Genomic DNA, 16,804 nt, shown 5'->3' on the forward strand with positions numbered 1-16,804 from the left:
ACGGTGATCCGCGAGCCGCGTCCACAGGGGGCCCAAATCATCCTCCGGGCGGCGCTCCACCGGGCGCTCCCGGCAGGCCTACTTCAGCAGGCGCGACAGCCGGCGGTCGGCCAGCGGCTTGCCGCCGGTCTGGCAGGTCGGGCAGTACTGCAGCGACGAGTCGGCGAACGACACCTCCCTGATCGTGTCGCCGCACACCTCGCACGCCTCGCCCGTACGGCCGTGCACCCGCAGGCCCGACTTCTTCTCCGACTTGAGGTCCTTGGCGGCCAGCCCCCTGGCCCGCCCGACCGCGTCCCGCAGCGTGCTCACGATCGCGTCGTGCAGGTCGGCGACCTGGCCGTCCGTCAGCGTTCCGGCGATCTTGAAGGGGGACATCTTCGCGACGTGCAGCACCTCGTCGGAGTAGGCGTTGCCGATGCCCGCGATCACCTTCTGGTCCCGCAGCAGGCCCTTGATCTGCGCGCGGCTCCCGCCCACGATCGTCTTGAGCAGGTCCGGCGTGAAGTCCTCGGCGAGCGGGTCCGGCCCGAGGCCCGCGATGCCGGGGACGTCCTCCGGATCGCGCACCACGTAGACGGCCAGGCGCTTCTGCGTGCCCGCCTCGGTCAGCTCGAACCCGGGGGCGCGGCCGTCCTCGCCCGGCGACAGCCTCACCCGGACCGCGAGCGGGCCCTTGCCCGGCCGCACCGGTTTCGCGCCGGTGAGGTCGTCACGCCAGCGCAGCCAGCCGCCACGGGCCAGATGGGTGACGAAGTGCAGGCCGTCGCAGTCGACGTCGAGGAACTTGCCGTGCCGCGCCACACCGGTGACGAGCAGCCCCGCGAGCGCGGTGACGGGCGGGTCGACGGTCTTGAGCGCCTGGAAGGCGGTCACGTCGACCCCGATGACGGCATGGCCGACGGCGTGCTCGCGGAGGAACTCGGCGAGCGCCTCGACCTCGGGCAGCTCCGGCATGCCCTCACACTAACCCCGCCGGTCAGGGGACGTCCCAGAACGCGAGTTCGTGCTCCATCCCGCGGGCGAACAGCTCCCGGGCGCGCGCCGGGTCCGGAGCCGCCTCGTCGATCATGACGGCGATGCGCGCGGCGAGGGCGGCGAAGCCGGGATCGGCGTAGGTGTCCACCCAGGCCCGGTAGCGCGGCTCGGCGGGCGGGTCGGCGGCCAGGATCCGGCCGAGCATCGAGTACCCCCACATGCAGGGGTAGAGGGCCGCCAGCCCCTCGCCGTAGTCCGCCGCCGACTCCAGCAGGAACGAGGTGTACGCCGCGCAGGCCGGCCCCTTCACCGCGCCGTCGAGGTCGGCGCCGAAGCCGGCCGCCAGCGACCGGTGCAGGTCGAGCTCGTCGTGCCACGTCGCGTGCGCCAGGTCGACCAGGTCGCCGAGGTGGGCGTCCGGAGCCTGCCAGGCCAGCCGCGAGAAGACCCGGACGTAGTCGAGCAGGAACAGGTAGTCCTGCTCCAGCCACGACCGGAAGACCGGCTCGGGCAGGTCGCCCGCCGCGATGCCGCGTACGGTCGGGTGCGCGAGCTGGGCGTCCAGCATCGGCCGCCCGATGGCGTGCAGGTCCGCAGAGATTCCCATAAGGGCTCATTGTGGCCGTAATCCGCGAGTTAGGCTCGACTCCGTGACACTGACGATCGCCGAGGAAGTGCTGCTGCTGGCCTACCGGGAGGACACCGGCAAGCCGATCATCGGGTCGGTGGAGCTCGACTGCGCCCTGGCCGGGGCCCTGCTCGCGGACCTGGCCGTACGCCGCCGGGTGGACCTCGACGGCGCGAAGGTCGTGCCCGTCGACCCCACCCCGGTGGGCGACGAGGAGCTGGACGCGACACTCGCCCGCATCGCCGAGGAGCGCGGGCCGCGCAAGGCCGACTGGTGGGTGGGCAAGCTCCGCGCGGGCAGGCTGCGCAAGCGGCTGCTGACCCGCCTGGCCGCCCGGGGCGTGCTGAGCGAGCAGGAGGGCAAGGTCCTGGGGATCTTCCCCACCACGCGCTACCCCGAGCTCGACCCGAGCCACGAGCAGGGCGTGCGGGAGCGCGTCCATAACGTGCTTGCCGGAGCCGATCCGGACGAGCGGACGGCGGTCCTGATCGCGGTCATACACGCGGCCAAGCTCGACCGCAGGGCGTTCCCCGACGCGCCGAAGGGCCGGGTCAAGGAGATCGCCGAGGGCCAGTGGACCGCCGAGGCGGTCCGCAAGACGATCGCCTCGATCCACGCCGCCGTGCTCGCCGCCACGACCGCCGCGACGGTCGCCGCCACCACCGCCGGAAGCTGACCCCCTGCCAGTCGCCGCCACCGCCGGGAGCCGGCCCCCTGCCGTCGCACGGCCCGGTGCGGGCCGTGCGAACCACGCGGGAGCTCCGGACTACTTGGTGATGACGTCCTTGGGCACCTGCTTGTCGGCGGCGAGCGCCTCGAACAGGCGCAGCGCCTTCTGGGTGTCCCACTTGACCACCGCCTGGCCGCCGATGGTCGGCAGCGAGCCGATGGGCACGGCGGTGGCGAGGGGCCCCTCGCGCATGGCCAGGCCGACCGACAGCAGGTCGAACAGGCCGGTGCCGGGGTCGACGGAGACCGAGTCGGCCGCGCTCAGCGCCAGCGGGACCGAGGTGAACGGGTTGATCAGCGTGCCCGGGCTCGCGGCCTTCTGCACGACGGCCGAGAAGAACTGGCGCTGCCGCTGGGTGCGCTCGAAGTCCGGGATGGCGCCGGTGGCCCGGGTGCGCACGTAGCCGAGCGCCGTGCCGCCGTCCATGTCCTGGCAGCCCTTCTTCAGGTCGATCCCGGCCTTCGGGTCCTTGATGTCCTGCTTCACGCAGATGTTGACCCCGCCGATCGCGTCCACGATGCCGACGAAGCCGCCGAAGCCGATCTCCATGTAGTGGTCGATCCTGATGCCGGTCACCCGCTCGACCGTCTTGGTCAGCAGTTTCGGGCCGCCGAAGGCGTACGCCGCGTTCAGCTTGCCGCTGCCGTGCCCCTCGATCGGGACGTACGAGTCACGGGGCAGGCTGACCAGGGTCGGCCGGCCGCTCTCGGGGATGTGCAGCAGCATCATCGTGTCGGTGCGCTTGCCGACCGCCTTTCCGGTGGCGAGCTTCCTGCGCTGCGCCGCCGTCAGGCCCGCCCGGCTGTCGGAGCCCACCAGCAGCCAGTCCTGGCCCGGCGTCTCGGCGGGCCGCCCGTCGTAGTCGGTCAGCGACTCGACCGGCCGGAGCCGGGAGCCGATCCAGAAATATCCGGCGACGGCGGCGACGAGCAGGAGCACGACCACCACCACGACGACCCGCAGGACGATCCTGCCGGTCCGGCGCGGCCCGCGGCCGCCGCCGCGCACGGAGCCGTCGCGGCCCCTCGGCCCGCCGCCACCGTCGTGCGGGGCGCCTGCCTGGTCCCCGGCCTCGTGCCTGCTCCCGCCGAGCGGGCGGATCGGGGTGTCGCCGGAACGCGGCTTGCCGTACACCTTCGATCGGACGCGGGGGACCGTGTCCTCCCTGCCGGACCCCGCCGGAGCGGCCGCCTGGGGCCGGCCGGCCGGGGCCTGTGCCGCCGGGGCCTGTGCCGCCGGGGGTTGGGCGCTACGCCGGTACGCCCGGGTCGCCTCGTCCTCATCGGCCACGTGAACCCCCAGCCCTCAGCGTCCTTGCGACTGCTTTGACCGCAGCGGCCGAAGTCTTTGCCGATGCGTCCCCTTGTTCACGGTACCCAGACGGCCTCTAAGCAGTCAGTAAAGGCTGCCGGGAAACACAGGAGAGATTCCAGCCGTTACGGTGGTATACCACCACGCGAAAGGATCGTCGTGTCCGTTCCGGACCCCTGGAGTACCTGCCCGTGCACAGGCACGGGATCTCATGATCGCACGGCGGGCGCCCGATGAGCGCCGCCCTCGGCCTCCTGGCCGTCCTCATCCTCACCCTGGCCACCGGATTCTTCGTGGCGCAGGAATTCGCCTTCGTGGCCGCCGACCGCGGCGCCCTCCGCGAGCAGGCGGCGGCCGGTGACGGCGCCGCGCACAGGGCCCTCGACATCACCGGACGCCTGTCGTTCATGCTCTCCGGCGCGCAGCTCGGGATCACCGTCACCACCCTGCTGGTGGGCTTCATCGCCCAGCCCGCGATCGCCGGCGTGCTGCGCGGCCCGCTCGAGGCCGCCGGACTTCCCGGTGCGGCCGTCCCCGGCGTCGCGGTGGCCCTCGGCGTCGCGATCGCCACGGTCGTGCAGATGATCATCGGCGAGCTGGCCCCCAAGAACCTCGGCATCGCGCGGCCCGAGGACGTCGCGAAGTTCCTCGCCCGCCCGACGCACGTCTATCTCGTGGTCGCCGGGCCGGTGATCCGCCTGTTCGACGCCGCGGCCACCCGGCTCGTGCGCCTGTTCGGCATCGAGCCCGTGGAGGAGCTCGAACACGGCGCCACCCCCGAGGAGCTGTCGCGCATCGTGACGGAGTCGGCCGCGGCCGGCGAACTGCCTCCCCGGCTGGCCGACATGCTGGAGCGGGCGCTGGAGTTCGGCGACCGCACCGCCGAGGACGTCATGGTCCCCCGCCCGCGCGTGGTCTCGCTGCGCGCCGAGTGGCCGGTCGACGAGTTCCTCGACGCCCTGCGCACGCACGGCCACTCCCGCTATCCGGTCCTGGGCACCGACGCCGACGACGTCGTCGGCGTGGCGGGGCTGCCCGAGTATCTGAAGGCCGGCTCTCCCTCCGGCGGGCTCGTCGGCGGCATCACCCGCGCGCCGCTGCTCGTCCCCGCGACCCTGCCGCTGCCCGAGCTGCTGCGGCGGATGACCTCCGCCGGTGAGACGTTCACCTGCGTGATCGACGAGTACGGCGGGCTGGCCGGCGTGGTGACGCTGGAGGACCTGGCCGAGGAGCTCGTCGGCGAGCTGGTGGACGAGAACGACCCGGAACCGCTCGGCGTCGTACGGCATGCCGAGGGCGTCTGGGACGTGCCGGGCACGCTCCGCCTCGACGAGGTCGAGCGCGCGACCCACGTCCGGCTGCCCGAGAGCGAGGACTACGAGACCGTGGCCGGCCTCGTCCTCGCACTCCTCGGCCGGATGGCCGAGCCCGGCGACCGGGTCGTCTCCCCCCTCGTGTCCGAGCCCCATCTCTTCGACGACGAGGACGACGACGACGCCGAGCGGGCCGTGCTCACGGTCCTGAGCGTGCGCCGCCGCGTCCCCGAGTGGGTGCGGGTGTCGACGCAGGCGCCGGCGGATACGCCGGACGAGGCGACGGGCGACGGGGAGGAGCGGCCGGAGCGGGAGAAGGCCCGCGCGGCGGCCCGTGGCTCTGGCGGCGCCGACTACGCCCCCGAGCTGTTCTCCGCGCTGTTCCAGGGCAGGCCCGCATGAGTTCTCTCACCGGAGTTCTGCTCGGCGTGGTCCTGCTCGCCGTCAACGGGTTCTTCGTCGCGGCCGAGTTCGCCCTGGTCTCCGCCCGCCGCCACCGGCTGGAGGAGATCGCCGTCAGCGGCGGCCGGCTGGCCAAGGTCACGGCCCGCGCCGCGGTCAGGGGCGGGCGCGAGCTGTCGCTCATGCTCGCCGGGGCGCAGCTCGGCATCACACTGGCCTCCCTGGGCCTCGGCATGGTCGCCGAGCCCTCCATCGAGCACCTGATGGAGCCGGTGCTCACGCTGCTGCCGGAGTCGCTGCGCACGCCCGTGGCGTACGTCGTGGCGCTCGCCCTGGTGACCTTCCTCCACATGGTCGTCGGCGAGATGGCGCCCAAGTCGCTGGCGCTCACGCACCCCGAGCGCGCCGCGATGGGGCTGGCGCTGCCGTTCCGCGGCTTCGCCTGGGTCGTCCGCCCGATCCTGGCCCTGCTGAACGCGCTGACCAACGGCATCCTGCGGCTGGCCGGCGTGCGTCCCCGCGACGAGCTGGCCACCACCCGCACGCCCCGCCAGCTCGCCATGCTGGTCGCCGAGTCGGGCCGGATGGGGATGCTCGACCGCGACGAGCACGACCTGCTCACCCGCGCGCTGCGGGTCCACGCCCAGCCGGTGGAGCGGCTGATGGTGCCCGTCGGCGAGGCGTCCTCGGTGCCCGCGAGCGCCGACGACCTGCTCGTACGCCGGACGGCCGCGCGCGGCGGGAGCCTGCGCATGCTGGTCGTCGCGGACAGGACGACCCCCGACGACGTGGTCGGCGTGCTCCACGTGCGCGACGCGGTCCTCCAGCCGGGACGCAGGGCCGGCGAGCTGGCGACCCCCGTCCCCCGCATGGCGAAGGACACCACGATCTCCGACGCCGTGACCCTGCTGCAGGAGGCCCGGGCGCAGCTCGGGCTCGTCACGGACGCCGGCGGCACGCCCGTCGGTGTGATCGATCTCACCACTTTGGTCGGCGAACTGCTCGTCGCCTGACGACTGTGTCTCCCGCTTCGCTCATCGCTCGCTCGGGAGCGGCGCGCCCGTCATCCGAGCGGGCGCGCCGACCTGGGGCGTCGCGGCCGGGCCCCATGCATGGAACTTCCCCAAAAATCTCCCATTTCGAGACAAGTGTGCTCACGAACTGGGACAGAAGGTAAAGGTCGCCGCCTGCAAGCGCGGGGAAAGTGGTTTGAAAGGCGGCCTCCTGAGAATGTGCAGTGCGCGACGAGGGGCCCCGATCTTCGGGGCCCCCGCCGCGACATCGCCATGAGGGCCCGCGCCGTACGGGCCGGGAGGGGAGGCCGGACGTGGAAGCTTCGCTTGCGACCAGGCGAGGCTGCCCATCTGCCCGGGGATCGTCGGCCCGGGGATCGCAGAAGGTCGTCCTCCCGGGCGGTGCAAAGAAAAAACCCCGCCCGGCGACTGCCGAGCGAGGCCTGTTCTTGGTGGGCAAGGGGGGAGTTGAACCCCCACGTCCTTTCGGACACACGGACCTGAACCGTGCGCGTCTGCCATTCCGCCACTTGCCCTTGCGGTTGGCCCCCATCTCTGGGTGCCTGGAAAGGTTAGCACGTATCCGCCCGTGCTTACGAACCCGGATACGATCCTTCTAAACGACGATGCGAAGGAGCTCAGTGCAGCACCGGAGCGGTCGCGACCGTAGTGGCAATGGAAGGGAGGTATCCGGTGGGAGTCCTTCAGCGCTTCGAGCGCAGGCTCGAAGGGTTGGTTGAAGGGGCCTTCGCGCGGGCGTTCAAGTCCGATCTCCAGCCGGTCGAGGTTGCCAGCGCCGTGCAGAGGGAGATGGACGAGCGCGCCGCGATCGTCGCTCAGGGTCGCACGCTCGTGCCGAACGACTTCGTGGTGGAGCTGTCGACGACCGACAGCGAGCGGCTGGAGGTGTACGCCGACAGCATCAGCCACGAGCTCGCCACTCTCGCACGGGAGTACGCCAAGGAGCAGGGCTATTCGTTCGTCGGGCCGGTGCGGGTGCGTTTCGAGACCGCCGACGATCTCGCGGTCGGGCTCTTCCGCATCCGGTCGGGTGTGATCCGGGGCGCCACGGTGGAGCAGGACGAGATCCGTCAGCCGCCGAGCGACCTGCCGGCCAGCCGTCCCAGCGCGTTCCAGGGCCGACCCCGGCTGCTCGTCTCCACCCAGGACGACCCCCAGGGCCAGCGCTCGTACGAGCTGACCACACCGGTCACTTTGCTGGGCCGAGGAACCGATTGTGATCTTCGGCTGGTGGATCCCGGCGTATCACGGCATCATGCCGAGCTAAGAGTGGAAGGGCCGCAGGTCGTGCTCGTGGACCTGGGGTCGACCAACGGAACCTTCGTCAACGGCCAGCCGGTCCGCAGGATCGAGATGCAGGACGGGACGAGGGTGACGCTCGGCCGTACGACACTGGTGTTCAGGCGCGATTAGAGGTAGACAAACGGTCCATGTCCGAGCTAACGCTGCTGCTGATCCGGCTCGCCTTCCTGGCGGTGCTGTGGTTTTTCGTGATCGCCGCGGTCGGCGTCATCCGGACAGACCTGTTCGGTCCGCGTACGGCTCCCGCGCCCGCACGCAAACCGGTCAAGCAGCCCCGACCGGTTTCCAAGCCCAAGAAGGGCGAACCCCGCCAGCTGATCGTCACCGGTGGTCCCCTGCAAGGGACCATCATCAACCTCACGGAGACGCCAATCACCATCGGCCGGGCGAACGACGCCACGCTGGTTCTCAGCGACGACTACGCTTCGAGCCGGCACGCCCGGCTCTTTCCTCAGGACGGCCAGTGGATCGTGGAGGATCTCGGCTCCACGAACGGCACGTACCTCGAACGCTCGAAAGTGACCCGCCCGACCCCGGTGCCCCTCGGAGTTCCGATCCGCATCGGCAAGACCGTCATCGAATTGCGCAAATGACCATCGCACTCCGCTACGCCGCTCGCTCGGACGTCGGGCTCCTCCGTGAAGGCAACGAGGACTCGGCGTACGCCAGCGGCCGCCTGCTGGCCGTCGCAGACGGCATGGGCGGGCATGCCCACGGCGAGGTGGCCAGTTCGGTCGCCATCGCCGCACTGTCGTCCCTCGACCGGGACGCCTTCGGCGGTGACCTGCTCAGCGCCATCGAGGCGGCGGTCCGGGACGCCAACCACCAGTTGCACGCGATGGTGGCCCGGGACCCCAGCCTCAAGGGCATGGGCACCACCCTCACCGCGATGCTCTGGAGCGGCTCACGCTTCGCCCTGGTCCATGTGGGCGACTCCCGTGCGTACCTGCTCAGGAACGGCGAGCTGTACCAGATCACGCACGACCACACACTGGTGCAGTCACTGGTGGACGACGGGCGGATCACCCAGGAGGAGGCCGCCAACCACCCCCAGCGCTCGATCCTGCTGCGCGCGCTGGACGGGAGCGGCGAGGTCGATCCCGACCTGCAGGACCGGGAGGCCCAGGTGGGCGACCGTTACCTGCTGTGCTCGGACGGCCTGTCCACGGTGGTCAGCGCCGAGACCCTGCACCACACCCTGACCACGATCGACGATCCCGAGGACGTCGTCCGGCAGCTCATCGACCTCGCCAATCGCGGCGGCGGGCCGGACAACATCACCTGCGTGGTCGCCGACGTGATCGAGGTGGACGACCTGCAGCCGCCCCTGGGGGCGGCGGCGGTCGTCGGTGCGGCCGGCTCGGGCCGGGTCCGCTCGGCGCCGCCCGACACCCCGGCGGGCCGGGCCACCACCGTCACCGCGCCCCAACCCGTACTCACCGACGACGACTTGGACGACGAACCCGTGCGCGAGGCCCAGGCCTCCGCGCGGCGTTCGCGCAAAGGCCGATCGGGCCCGAAAGTGGCCGTCGGGGTGCTGGTCGTCGCCGCCGCGCTCGGAGTCGGCGGCTATTTCGGCTACCAGTGGACCCAGAGCCAGTTCTACATAGGCGCCAAGGGAGACGAGCTCGTCGTCTTCCAGGGCGTCGATGCGGAGGTCGGGCCGGTGTCCTTCAAGAAGGTCGCCTACACCGACCACGTACGCGTCTCGTCGCTGCCGGCGGTGCAGCAGGACCAGGTCCGCAGCGGCATCCCGGTCGACGACCTGCAGGCCGGGATAACCAGGATCAAGAGCTTCGGCGACTCGGCGACGCCCACGCCGGACGCCAAGTCGTCGCCGACCCCCACGAGGTCCAGTAAGTGACTGCTGTCGAAGCCACGCCCGTACCGATGACCGCGAAGAGGCGCGGCGCCCAGCTGGGCATGCTCGCCTTCGCCGTGCTGATCGTGATGGGCGCCTACGCCAGCGTCGGGCTCGGGATCAACGGCAAGGTCCCGTCCGGCATGCTCGGCTACGGCCTCGGCCTCGGCGGTCTGATGCTCGCGGCCTACCTGGTGCTGGCCAAGTGGGCACCATGGGCCGATCCCCTTCTGCTTCCCCTCGTGACGCTGGTCAACGGCCTCGGCCTGGTGATGATCTACCGGATCGAGCTGGCCGGTGAGAATCTCGCCTCGGCGGCGAACCAGCTCATGTGGACGGCGCTCGGCGTGGTGATGTTCTCCGCGACCCTGATCGCGTTGAGGGACCACCGCGTCTTGCAGCGCTTCACCTATACCGCCGGCTTCGCCGGCATCGCGCTGCTGGTGCTGCCCATGCTGCCCTTCATCGGCAGGGAGATCAACGGAGCGCGCATCTGGGTCGGCATCGGCCCCTTCAGCATCCAGCCCGCCGAGTTCGCCAAGCTGGCCCTGGTCATCTTCTTCGCGGGATACCTGGTCGCCAAACGCGACGTGCTGGCCCTCGCCGGCCGCCGCCTGCTGTTCATCGACCTACCCCGGGCACGCGACCTCGGCCCCGTCCTCATCACCTGGGGCATCAGCCTCGGCGTCCTGGTCATGCAGAAGGACCTCGGCAGCTCGCTGCTGCTGTTCGGCGCGTTCGTCGCGATGCTCTACATCGCGACGCAGCGCACCTCGTGGGTGCTCATCGGCATCCTGCTGTTCGTCGGCGGCGCCTTCGTGGCCGGGCAGATCTTCAGTCACGTCGAGGCCCGCTTCAACGTCTGGCTGCATGCAGAGGACCCCGCGCTGTACGACGCCGTGGGCGGCAGCGCCCAGCTGATGCAGGGCCAGTTCGCCATGGGCTCGGGCGGCATCCTCGGCACCGGGCTCGGCCAGGGCTACCCATACAAGATCCCGCTGTCGTTCTCCGACTTCATCTTCCCGGCGGTGGGCGAGGAACTCGGCCTCACGGGCCTGATGGCCATCCTCATGATCTACGCGCTGATCGTCGAGCGGGGGCTGCGCACGTCGCTGGCGGCCCGCGACCCGTTCACCAAGCTGCTCGCGGGCGGCCTGTCGTTCATCCTCGCCTGGCAGGTGTTCATCATCGTCGGCGGCGTGACCCGGCTGATCCCGCTGACCGGTCTCGTGACGCCGTTCATGTCCGCCGGAGGCTCGGCGCTGCTGGCCAACTGGATGCTCATCGCCCTGCTCGTACGGATGTCCGACGCGGCCCGCCGGCCGCCGCCGCAGGCGATCCAGGACGAGGGACTGACCCAGGTGATGCAGCGATGAACAATCCGCTCAAGCGTGTCGCCGTGGCCTGTCTGCTCATGTTCGGCCTGCTCATGGCCAACGTGACGTATCTCGGCGCGGTGAAGGCCGAGGGGTTGCGCAACGACTCGCGGAACGTACGCATGTTGTACGGCCGCTACAAGGTCGACCGCGGGTGGATCACGGCCGACAACGGCAAGACGACGCTGGCCAAGACGGTGGACACCGGGGACAAGCAGTTCCGGTTCGAGCGGGAGTATCCGCTGGGCAAGCCGTTCACGCACGTGGTCGGCTGGTTCGCGCCGGAGAGCGCGTCGGGCATCGAGGCCGCGATGAACCGCTACCTCGACGGCAGCCACCCCGACCTGGTGGTCCGCCGGGCCATCGACATGGTCAGCGGCAAGCCCGCCAAGGGCGCGAGCGTCGACCTCACCCTGAACACCAAGGCCCAGGAGATCGCGTACAAGGACCTGGCGGGCACCGGCAAGCGCGGCGCGGTCGTCGCGCTCGAGCCGAAGACCGGCAAGATCCTCACGATGGTGTCGGTGCCGTCGTACGACCCGAACCCGCTGGCCAAGGCGAACAAAGACACCGTCAACAAGGCGTACAACAAGCTGGACAAGGACGACAACAAGCCGCTGATCAACCGGGCCATCGAGCGCACGTTCGCCCCGGGGTCCACGTTCAAGACGGTCACCTCGGCGGCCTACCTCAGCGACGACAGCTCCCGTGACGAGAACACGCAGGTCGACGCGCCCGACTCGCTGCCGCTGCCGGGCACGAGCATCTCGCTGCCCAACTACCACGGCGAGTCGTGCGGCGGCCGGGCGACACTGGTGCAGGCGCTCACGATCTCCTGCAACACGCCGTTCGCCATCATGGGCATGGACGTCGGCTACGACAAGCTCAAGGAGCAGGCCGCGAAGTTCGGGGTCGGCCAGCCGCTGGAGATCCCTCTCACGGTCACGGCCAGCAACATCGGCCCGGACGAGGGCAAGGCGGCCCTCGCCAAGACCGCGATCGGCCAGCAGAGCAACCAGATGACCCCGCTGCAGATGGCGATGGTCGCGGCCGGCATCGCCAACCAGGGCACCGTCATGAAGCCGTTCCTGGTCAACAAGATCATGGGGCCGGACGGCGCGGAGATCGACGGGACCGACCCCGAGGAACTGAGCGAGGCCGTCACGCCCGAGGTGGCCGGCGAGCTGACCAAGATGATGATCGGCGTGATCGAGCACGGCACCGGCGGCGCGGCCAAGCTCCCCAACATCACCGTGGCGGGCAAGACGGGCACGGCGGAGACGCTGCCGGGCAAGCCGTCGCACGCGTGGTTCATCTCCTTCGCCCCGGTCGACGACCCGAAGGTCGCCGTGGCGGTCTTCGTGGAGTCCGGCAGCGCCGGCAACGACGCCACCGGCGGTGCGGTGGCCGCGCCGATCGCCCACGACGTCATGCAGGCGGTGCTCGGACAGTGACGGACACGGTGCTCGGCGGGCGGTACCGGCTGACCTCCCCCATCGCCGCGGGCGGCATGGGCGAGGTCTGGCGGGCCGACGACGAACTGCTCGGCCGGGAGGTGGCGATCAAGCTGCTCGGCCGCCATGTCGCGGGCGACGCCACCTTCCGCGACCGGTTCCGCTCCGAGGCCAGGATCACCGCCGCCCTGACCGACCCCGGCATCGCCCAGGTCTTCGACTACGGCGAGACCGACGGGCTGGCCTACCTCGTGATGGAACTGGTGAGGGGCGAGCCGCTGTCGGCCATCCTGGCCCGCAACGGCGTGCTCGGGCCGGACGTCACGCTCGACATCATCGAGCAGACCGCCCGGGGCCTGCACGCGGCCCACCGGGCCGGGGTGATCCACCGCGACGTCAAGCCCGGCAACCTGCTCGTCACCGAGGCAGGACAGGTCAAGATCACCGACTTCGGCATCGCCCGCGCACTGGAGGCCGCGCCGCTGACCGCGACCGGCACCATCCTCGGCACCGCCCAGTACGTGAGCCCGGAGCAGGCGTCCGGCACCACCCTCACCCCGGCGAGCGACGTCTACTCGCTCGGGGTGGTGGCCTACGAATGCCTCGCGGGCCGCCCGCCGTTCACGGCGGAGACCCCGGTGGCGCTCGCGCTGCGGCATCTCAACGACACGCCCCCGCCGCTGCCGGGGAACGTGCCCGCGCCGGTGGCGGCCCTCGTGATGGCCATGCTGGCCAAGGACCCCGCCGCGCGGCCGGAGACCGGGCCGGTGCTCCTCGACAGGGTGCGGGTGCTGCGCGAGACCCTCGCGGGCACGGCGGCCTCGACGGCGGTGCTCGGTTCGCTGACCGATCCCCGGGGCTTCCCGGCGGCGGGCGGCGCGGGCCGGACCACCCCTCCGGCCACGCCCGGCCTGACGGCGCCTCTGGGCGAGCCCGCGGGAGCCGGCACCCCGCGTCCCGGCGCCACCGCGCCCATCGGCCCTGCCCCCGCCTCCCCGCGCAGGGCTCCCGCGGGCGTCCCCGACGCCCGTACGCGGCGCCCAGGCGGTCCGGAGGGGCCCGTCGGCGGGCGGCGCCGCCGGGCGACCCTGCTCCTCGCGACGGCCGGCTGCGCCGCCGCGGTCGGCATCGGGGTCCTGGCCTTCACCGCCGCCCACACCGGCGAATCACCGCCGGACCCGGGTGAGACGGCCGCGCCCGTCTCACCGTCCTCCTCGCCGTCGCCATCGCCGTCGTCGGCGCGTACGAACAGGTCAGAGGTTCCGCGGACGCATCGGCCGACCGCTCCGGCGGCGTCGGACGAGCCGAGCGCCGTTCCGTCGGCTACCGTAAGCAGGTCGGCATCAACCACCCAGACGCCCACACCGGCTTCGTCCCCGACCTCGACCCCGACTCCGACGTCCACCCCGGCCACGGAACCCAGTGAGACTCCGCTCCCGACGGACGCCCCACCCGACACGAACCCTCCGGATGAGGGGGAGTGATGAGGAGAGGGGTCGATGATGGAGACCGGTGGCACCCCACGATGAACGGCAAGGGACAGTGCAGGAAATGACTCAGCCACGACTACTCGGCGGACGCTACGAGCTGGATGGCGTCGTGGGGCGTGGCGGCATGGCCGAGGTGTATCGCGCCCGGGACATCCGGCTGGACCGTGTCGTCGCCATCAAGACGCTCCGCTCCGACCTCGCCAGGGACCACACGTTCCAGGCGCGCTTCCGGCGTGAGGCGCAGTCCGCCGCCTCGCTCAACCACCCGTCGATCATCGCCGTGTACGACACCGGCGAGGACATGATGGACGGCACGCCCGTGCCGTACATCGTGATGGAGTTCGTCGACGGGCGGACGCTGCGCGACCTGCTGCGCGCCGACCGGCGGCTGCTGCCCGAGCGGGCCATGGAGCTGGTGGACGGCATCCTGCGGGCGCTCGACTACAGCCACCGGGGCGGCATCGTCCACCGGGACATCAAGCCGGCCAACATCATGTTGACGGTCAACGGCGAGGTCAAGGTGATGGACTTCGGCATCGCCCGGGCCATGGCCGACTCCGCCGCCACGATGACCCAGACGGCCCAGGTGATCGGCACCGCGCAGTACCTGTCGCCCGAGCAGGCCCGCGGCGAGCGCGTGGACGCCCGCAGCGACATCTACTCGACCGGCTGCGTGTTGTACGAGCTGCTCACCGGCCAGCCGCCCTTCACCGGCGACTCCCCCGTGGCGATCGCCTACCAGCACGTGCGGGAGGACCCGATCCCGCCGTCGCGGATCGACCCCGAGATCCCGCAGTGGGCCGACGCGATCGTGCTCAAGGCGATGGCCAAGGACCCGGTCCACCGCTACCAGAGCGCCGCGGAGATGCGCGGCGACATCCAGCGGGTGCTGTCGGGCATGCCGGTCGACCCGCAGACGATGGCGATGGCCACCCAGCAGTACAACGGGTACGGCGCAGACCGCACGCGGACGATGACCACCGCCGGCGGCGCCCCCATGACGCAGAGCACGCGCGCCATCCCCGACTACGAGTACGCCCAGGAAGAGCGCGGCGGCGGCCGGTACGACGGGCGGCGGCGCAGCGGCGGCGGCGGCAACACCGCGTTGAAGACCGCCCTGTGGATCCTCATCCCGCTGGTGGTCATCGGCGCCATGATCGGTGTCGGCTACGCCTTCCTCGGGTCCGGGGGCTCCTCGACCGCCGACAAGGTCCAGGTGCCGTCGGTGACGAACCAGACGAAGGCGGCGGCCAAGCAGGCACTGGAGGCGGCCGGGTTCAAGGTCGCCTTCGGCCCGGACGAGTTCAACAGCGACGTCCCCAAGGGCGCCGTCGTGAGCACCGACCCCCCCGGGGGCGAGCAGGCCGACCGCGGGGCCACGGTCACCGTCATCGTGTCCAAGGGCGAGGAGAAGGTCACCGTCCCCGATGACCTGATCGGCAAGACGCCGGAGGAGGCCAGGGCCGAACTGGAGGCGCTGGAGCTGAAGGTCAGCATCGTGCCGAAGGCCTCCACCAAGGAGCAGGGCAAGGTCTTCGACAGCAACCCCAAGCCGGGCGAGAAGGTCGAGAAGGGCGCCCTGGTCCGGCTGTACGTGCCCCAGGAGATGACGGAGGTCCCGAGCGTGCTCGGCCTCACGCTGGAGGACGCGACCCGGACGCTGAAGGGCGCCGGCTTCAAGGTCAAGTCGCAGGAGCGGCCGAGCGACACGGTTCCACAGGGCAGCGTGATCGACCAGTCGCCGCAGCCGGGGACCAAGCTCAACCCCAACACCACGATCACGCTGACGGTCTCCAGCGGCCCCTCTCAGCAGCAGGAGACGCCGACCCAGCCCCCGACCCAGGAGGAGCCGACGGACACGCCGACCGACGGCAGCGACGGTGGCGACGGCGGTGACGGCGGCGGCGTGCAGATCGGGCCGCCCGGAGAGGGCGACGACAACCCGTTCGGCAACTAGCCGGAAGAGCGGACGGCGGTCACCGCGAGGCGGTGGCCGCCGTCGGCGTTTCACCGGGGTTTCGCCGGGGTTTCGAGGGCCCTGCCGCGACACGGCCGGCCGGGCGAACGGCATAGAGCAGGACGGACGACTCCGGGCATGAGGAAGGGCTTCCGCCACTCGGGGGCAATGGCGGAAGCCCTCACTCTTCTAGTCGTAACGAGAGCGGAAAGCGTTACACGATCTGCGCGAGCCAATTTCCGAGCAGCCGATGGCCGTGCTCGGACACGACCGACTCGGGGTGGAACTGCACGCCCTCGATGGGGGCGTCGCGGTGGCGCAGGCCCATGATGACGCCGTCGGGCGTGGTGGCCGTCACCTCCAGCGCGTCCGGTACGGTGCCGGGGACCACGGCGAGCGAGTGGTAGCGCGTCATCGTGACCGGCGAAGGAAGCTCCCGGAACACGCCTCGCCCGTCGTGGGAGATCAGGCTGGTGCGGCCGTGCATGAGCTCGGGCGCCCGGTCCACCACGGCCCCGTACGCCACGGCGATGGCCTGGTGACCGAGACAGACCCCGAGCAGCGGCAGGCCGCGCTCGGCGCAGTGCCGTACGAGGGACACCGACACCCCGGCGGCCTCCGGCGTGCCGGGCCCCGGCGAGACGAGCACGGCGTCGAAGGCGTCGGCGTCGCCCACGGCGACGTGGTCGCGCGGCCGTACGTCGCAGTCCGCGCCCAGACCACGCAGATACTGCACGATCGTGTGCACGAAGCTGTCGTGATTGTCGACCACGAGCACCCGGATCGGGCCCATAGTGTCTCCCGCTTCACCGGGGTGGTGGGTGTACAGAGCGGAAATCGGACTTTCAGCGTACGGCAATCCCGCATGGGGGATCGCCCGGCGGGGTCCGCGCCGACTATCCTTGCTCGGGACTTCACCGCCACAGCGATTACGCTATTGACACCAGCCCGCACGACCGCGCGGGTAC

14 protein-coding genes and 1 tRNA gene are annotated in these 16,804 nt (G+C 71.2%); 10 read left to right on the plus strand and 5 right to left on the minus strand.

The features are described from left to right. Positions 1-78: 78 nt before the first annotated feature. Together Msi02_RS29565 and Msi02_RS29570 are read right to left on the minus strand one after the other, a co-directional pair. On the minus strand, positions 79-957 hold the full coding sequence (locus tag Msi02_RS29565) for an Fpg/Nei family DNA glycosylase (protein WP_204051266.1): 879 nt from the start codon (positions 955-957) through the stop codon (positions 79-81). A gap of 22 nt (positions 958-979) precedes the next feature. Then, entirely contained in the window at positions 980-1,585 is a 606-nt protein-coding gene (locus tag Msi02_RS29570) for a TenA family protein (RefSeq protein ID WP_204051267.1), read from the minus strand. Between the two features lie 43 nt (positions 1,586-1,628). Between Msi02_RS29570 and Msi02_RS29575 the strand changes: the two genes are divergently transcribed. Further along, on the plus strand, positions 1,629-2,282 hold the full coding sequence (locus Msi02_RS29575) for a GOLPH3/VPS74 family protein (protein WP_204051268.1): 654 nt from the start codon (positions 1,629-1,631) through the stop codon (positions 2,280-2,282). A gap of 90 nt (positions 2,283-2,372) precedes the next feature. On the opposite strand, the gene Msi02_RS29580 is transcribed toward Msi02_RS29575, so the two are convergent. Beyond that, positions 2,373-3,626, minus strand: coding sequence for an LCP family protein (locus Msi02_RS29580; protein WP_204051269.1), 1,254 nt, complete (start codon positions 3,624-3,626; stop codon positions 2,373-2,375). 254 nt (positions 3,627-3,880) lie between these two features. On the opposite strand from Msi02_RS29580, the gene Msi02_RS29585 reads away from it, so the two are divergent. Beyond that, positions 3,881-5,362 carry a hemolysin family protein gene (locus Msi02_RS29585; RefSeq protein WP_204051270.1) on the plus strand — a complete coding sequence of 494 codons (1,482 nt, stop codon included), beginning with the start codon at positions 3,881-3,883 and terminating at the stop codon, positions 5,360-5,362. Then, a complete protein-coding gene (locus tag Msi02_RS29590; RefSeq protein WP_204051271.1) occupies positions 5,359-6,375 on the plus strand; it encodes a hemolysin family protein in 1,017 nt (338 codons plus the stop codon). Before Msi02_RS29585 ends, Msi02_RS29590 begins: the two co-directional genes overlap by 4 nt. A 450-nt stretch (positions 6,376-6,825) precedes the next feature. On the opposite strand, the gene Msi02_RS29595 is transcribed toward Msi02_RS29590, so the two are convergent. Further along, positions 6,826-6,911, minus strand: a tRNA-Leu gene (locus Msi02_RS29595). Positions 6,912-7,068: 157 nt separating this feature from the next. Here Msi02_RS29595 and Msi02_RS29600 point away from each other — a divergent pair. From Msi02_RS29600 to pknB, 7 genes are all read left to right on the plus strand, one after another. Continuing rightward, positions 7,069-7,809, plus strand: coding sequence for an FHA domain-containing protein (locus Msi02_RS29600; RefSeq protein WP_079313435.1), 741 nt, complete (start codon positions 7,069-7,071; stop codon positions 7,807-7,809). Between the two features lie 17 nt (positions 7,810-7,826). Further along, positions 7,827-8,291, plus strand: coding sequence for an FHA domain-containing protein FhaB/FipA (locus Msi02_RS29605; protein ID WP_079313436.1), 465 nt, complete (start codon positions 7,827-7,829; stop codon positions 8,289-8,291). Beyond that, on the plus strand, positions 8,288-9,562 hold the full coding sequence (locus Msi02_RS29610) for a Stp1/IreP family PP2C-type Ser/Thr phosphatase (protein ID WP_204051272.1): 1,275 nt from the start codon (positions 8,288-8,290) through the stop codon (positions 9,560-9,562). The genes Msi02_RS29605 and Msi02_RS29610 overlap by 4 nt, the downstream gene beginning before the upstream one ends. Positions 9,563-9,588: 26 nt before the next feature. Continuing rightward, a complete protein-coding gene (locus Msi02_RS29615) occupies positions 9,589-10,935 on the plus strand; it encodes an FtsW/RodA/SpoVE family cell cycle protein (RefSeq protein ID WP_204051273.1) in 1,347 nt (448 codons plus the stop codon). Then, positions 10,932-12,389, plus strand: a complete 1,458-nt coding sequence (locus tag Msi02_RS29620; protein ID WP_204051274.1) for a peptidoglycan D,D-transpeptidase FtsI family protein — start codon at positions 10,932-10,934, stop codon at positions 12,387-12,389. The genes Msi02_RS29615 and Msi02_RS29620 overlap by 4 nt, the downstream gene beginning before the upstream one ends. Further along, the gene (locus Msi02_RS29625) at positions 12,386-13,873 is read left to right on the plus strand and encodes a serine/threonine-protein kinase (RefSeq protein WP_239108801.1); all 1,488 of its coding nucleotides are present in this window, start codon (positions 12,386-12,388) and stop codon (positions 13,871-13,873) included. The genes Msi02_RS29620 and Msi02_RS29625 overlap by 4 nt, the downstream gene beginning before the upstream one ends. Before the next feature lie 67 nt (positions 13,874-13,940). Beyond that, positions 13,941-15,836 (plus strand): Stk1 family PASTA domain-containing Ser/Thr kinase, encoded by a 1,896-nt coding sequence (gene pknB, locus Msi02_RS29630; RefSeq protein ID WP_204051275.1) that lies wholly within the window; start codon positions 13,941-13,943, stop codon positions 15,834-15,836. Positions 15,837-16,050: 214 nt separating this feature from the next. Here the strand turns inward: pknB and Msi02_RS29635 are convergent, their stop codons facing one another. Continuing rightward, positions 16,051-16,629, minus strand: coding sequence for an anthranilate synthase component II (locus Msi02_RS29635; RefSeq protein WP_204051276.1), 579 nt, complete (start codon positions 16,627-16,629; stop codon positions 16,051-16,053). Positions 16,630-16,804: the final 175 nt, after the last annotated feature.

Source organism: Microbispora siamensis (genome assembly GCF_016863095.1).
GTDB classification, from domain to species: Bacteria; Actinomycetota; Actinomycetes; order Streptosporangiales; family Streptosporangiaceae; genus Microbispora; species Microbispora siamensis.

Bases quoted from the DNA above. Each gene is read 5' to 3' on its own strand.
- Msi02_RS29635 (WP_204051276.1), bottom strand. From the start codon at position 16,629: ATGGGCCCGATCCGGGTGCTCGTGGTCGACAATCACGACAGCTTCGTG.
- Msi02_RS29610 (WP_204051272.1), top strand. From the start codon at position 8,288: ATGACCATCGCACTCCGCTACGCCGCTCGCTCGGACGTCGGGCTCCTC.
- Msi02_RS29590 (WP_204051271.1), top strand. From the start codon at position 5,359: ATGAGTTCTCTCACCGGAGTTCTGCTCGGCGTGGTCCTGCTCGCCGTC.
- Msi02_RS29605 (WP_079313436.1), top strand. From the start codon at position 7,827: ATGTCCGAGCTAACGCTGCTGCTGATCCGGCTCGCCTTCCTGGCGGTG.
- Msi02_RS29565 (WP_204051266.1), bottom strand. From the start codon at position 957: ATGCCGGAGCTGCCCGAGGTCGAGGCGCTCGCCGAGTTCCTCCGCGAG.
- Msi02_RS29585 (WP_204051270.1), top strand. From the start codon at position 3,881: ATGAGCGCCGCCCTCGGCCTCCTGGCCGTCCTCATCCTCACCCTGGCC.
- Msi02_RS29570 (WP_204051267.1), bottom strand. From the start codon at position 1,585: ATGGGAATCTCTGCGGACCTGCACGCCATCGGGCGGCCGATGCTGGAC.
- Msi02_RS29615 (WP_204051273.1), top strand. From the start codon at position 9,589: ATGACCGCGAAGAGGCGCGGCGCCCAGCTGGGCATGCTCGCCTTCGCC.
- pknB (WP_204051275.1), top strand. From the start codon at position 13,941: ATGACTCAGCCACGACTACTCGGCGGACGCTACGAGCTGGATGGCGTC.
- Msi02_RS29620 (WP_204051274.1), top strand. From the start codon at position 10,932: ATGAACAATCCGCTCAAGCGTGTCGCCGTGGCCTGTCTGCTCATGTTC.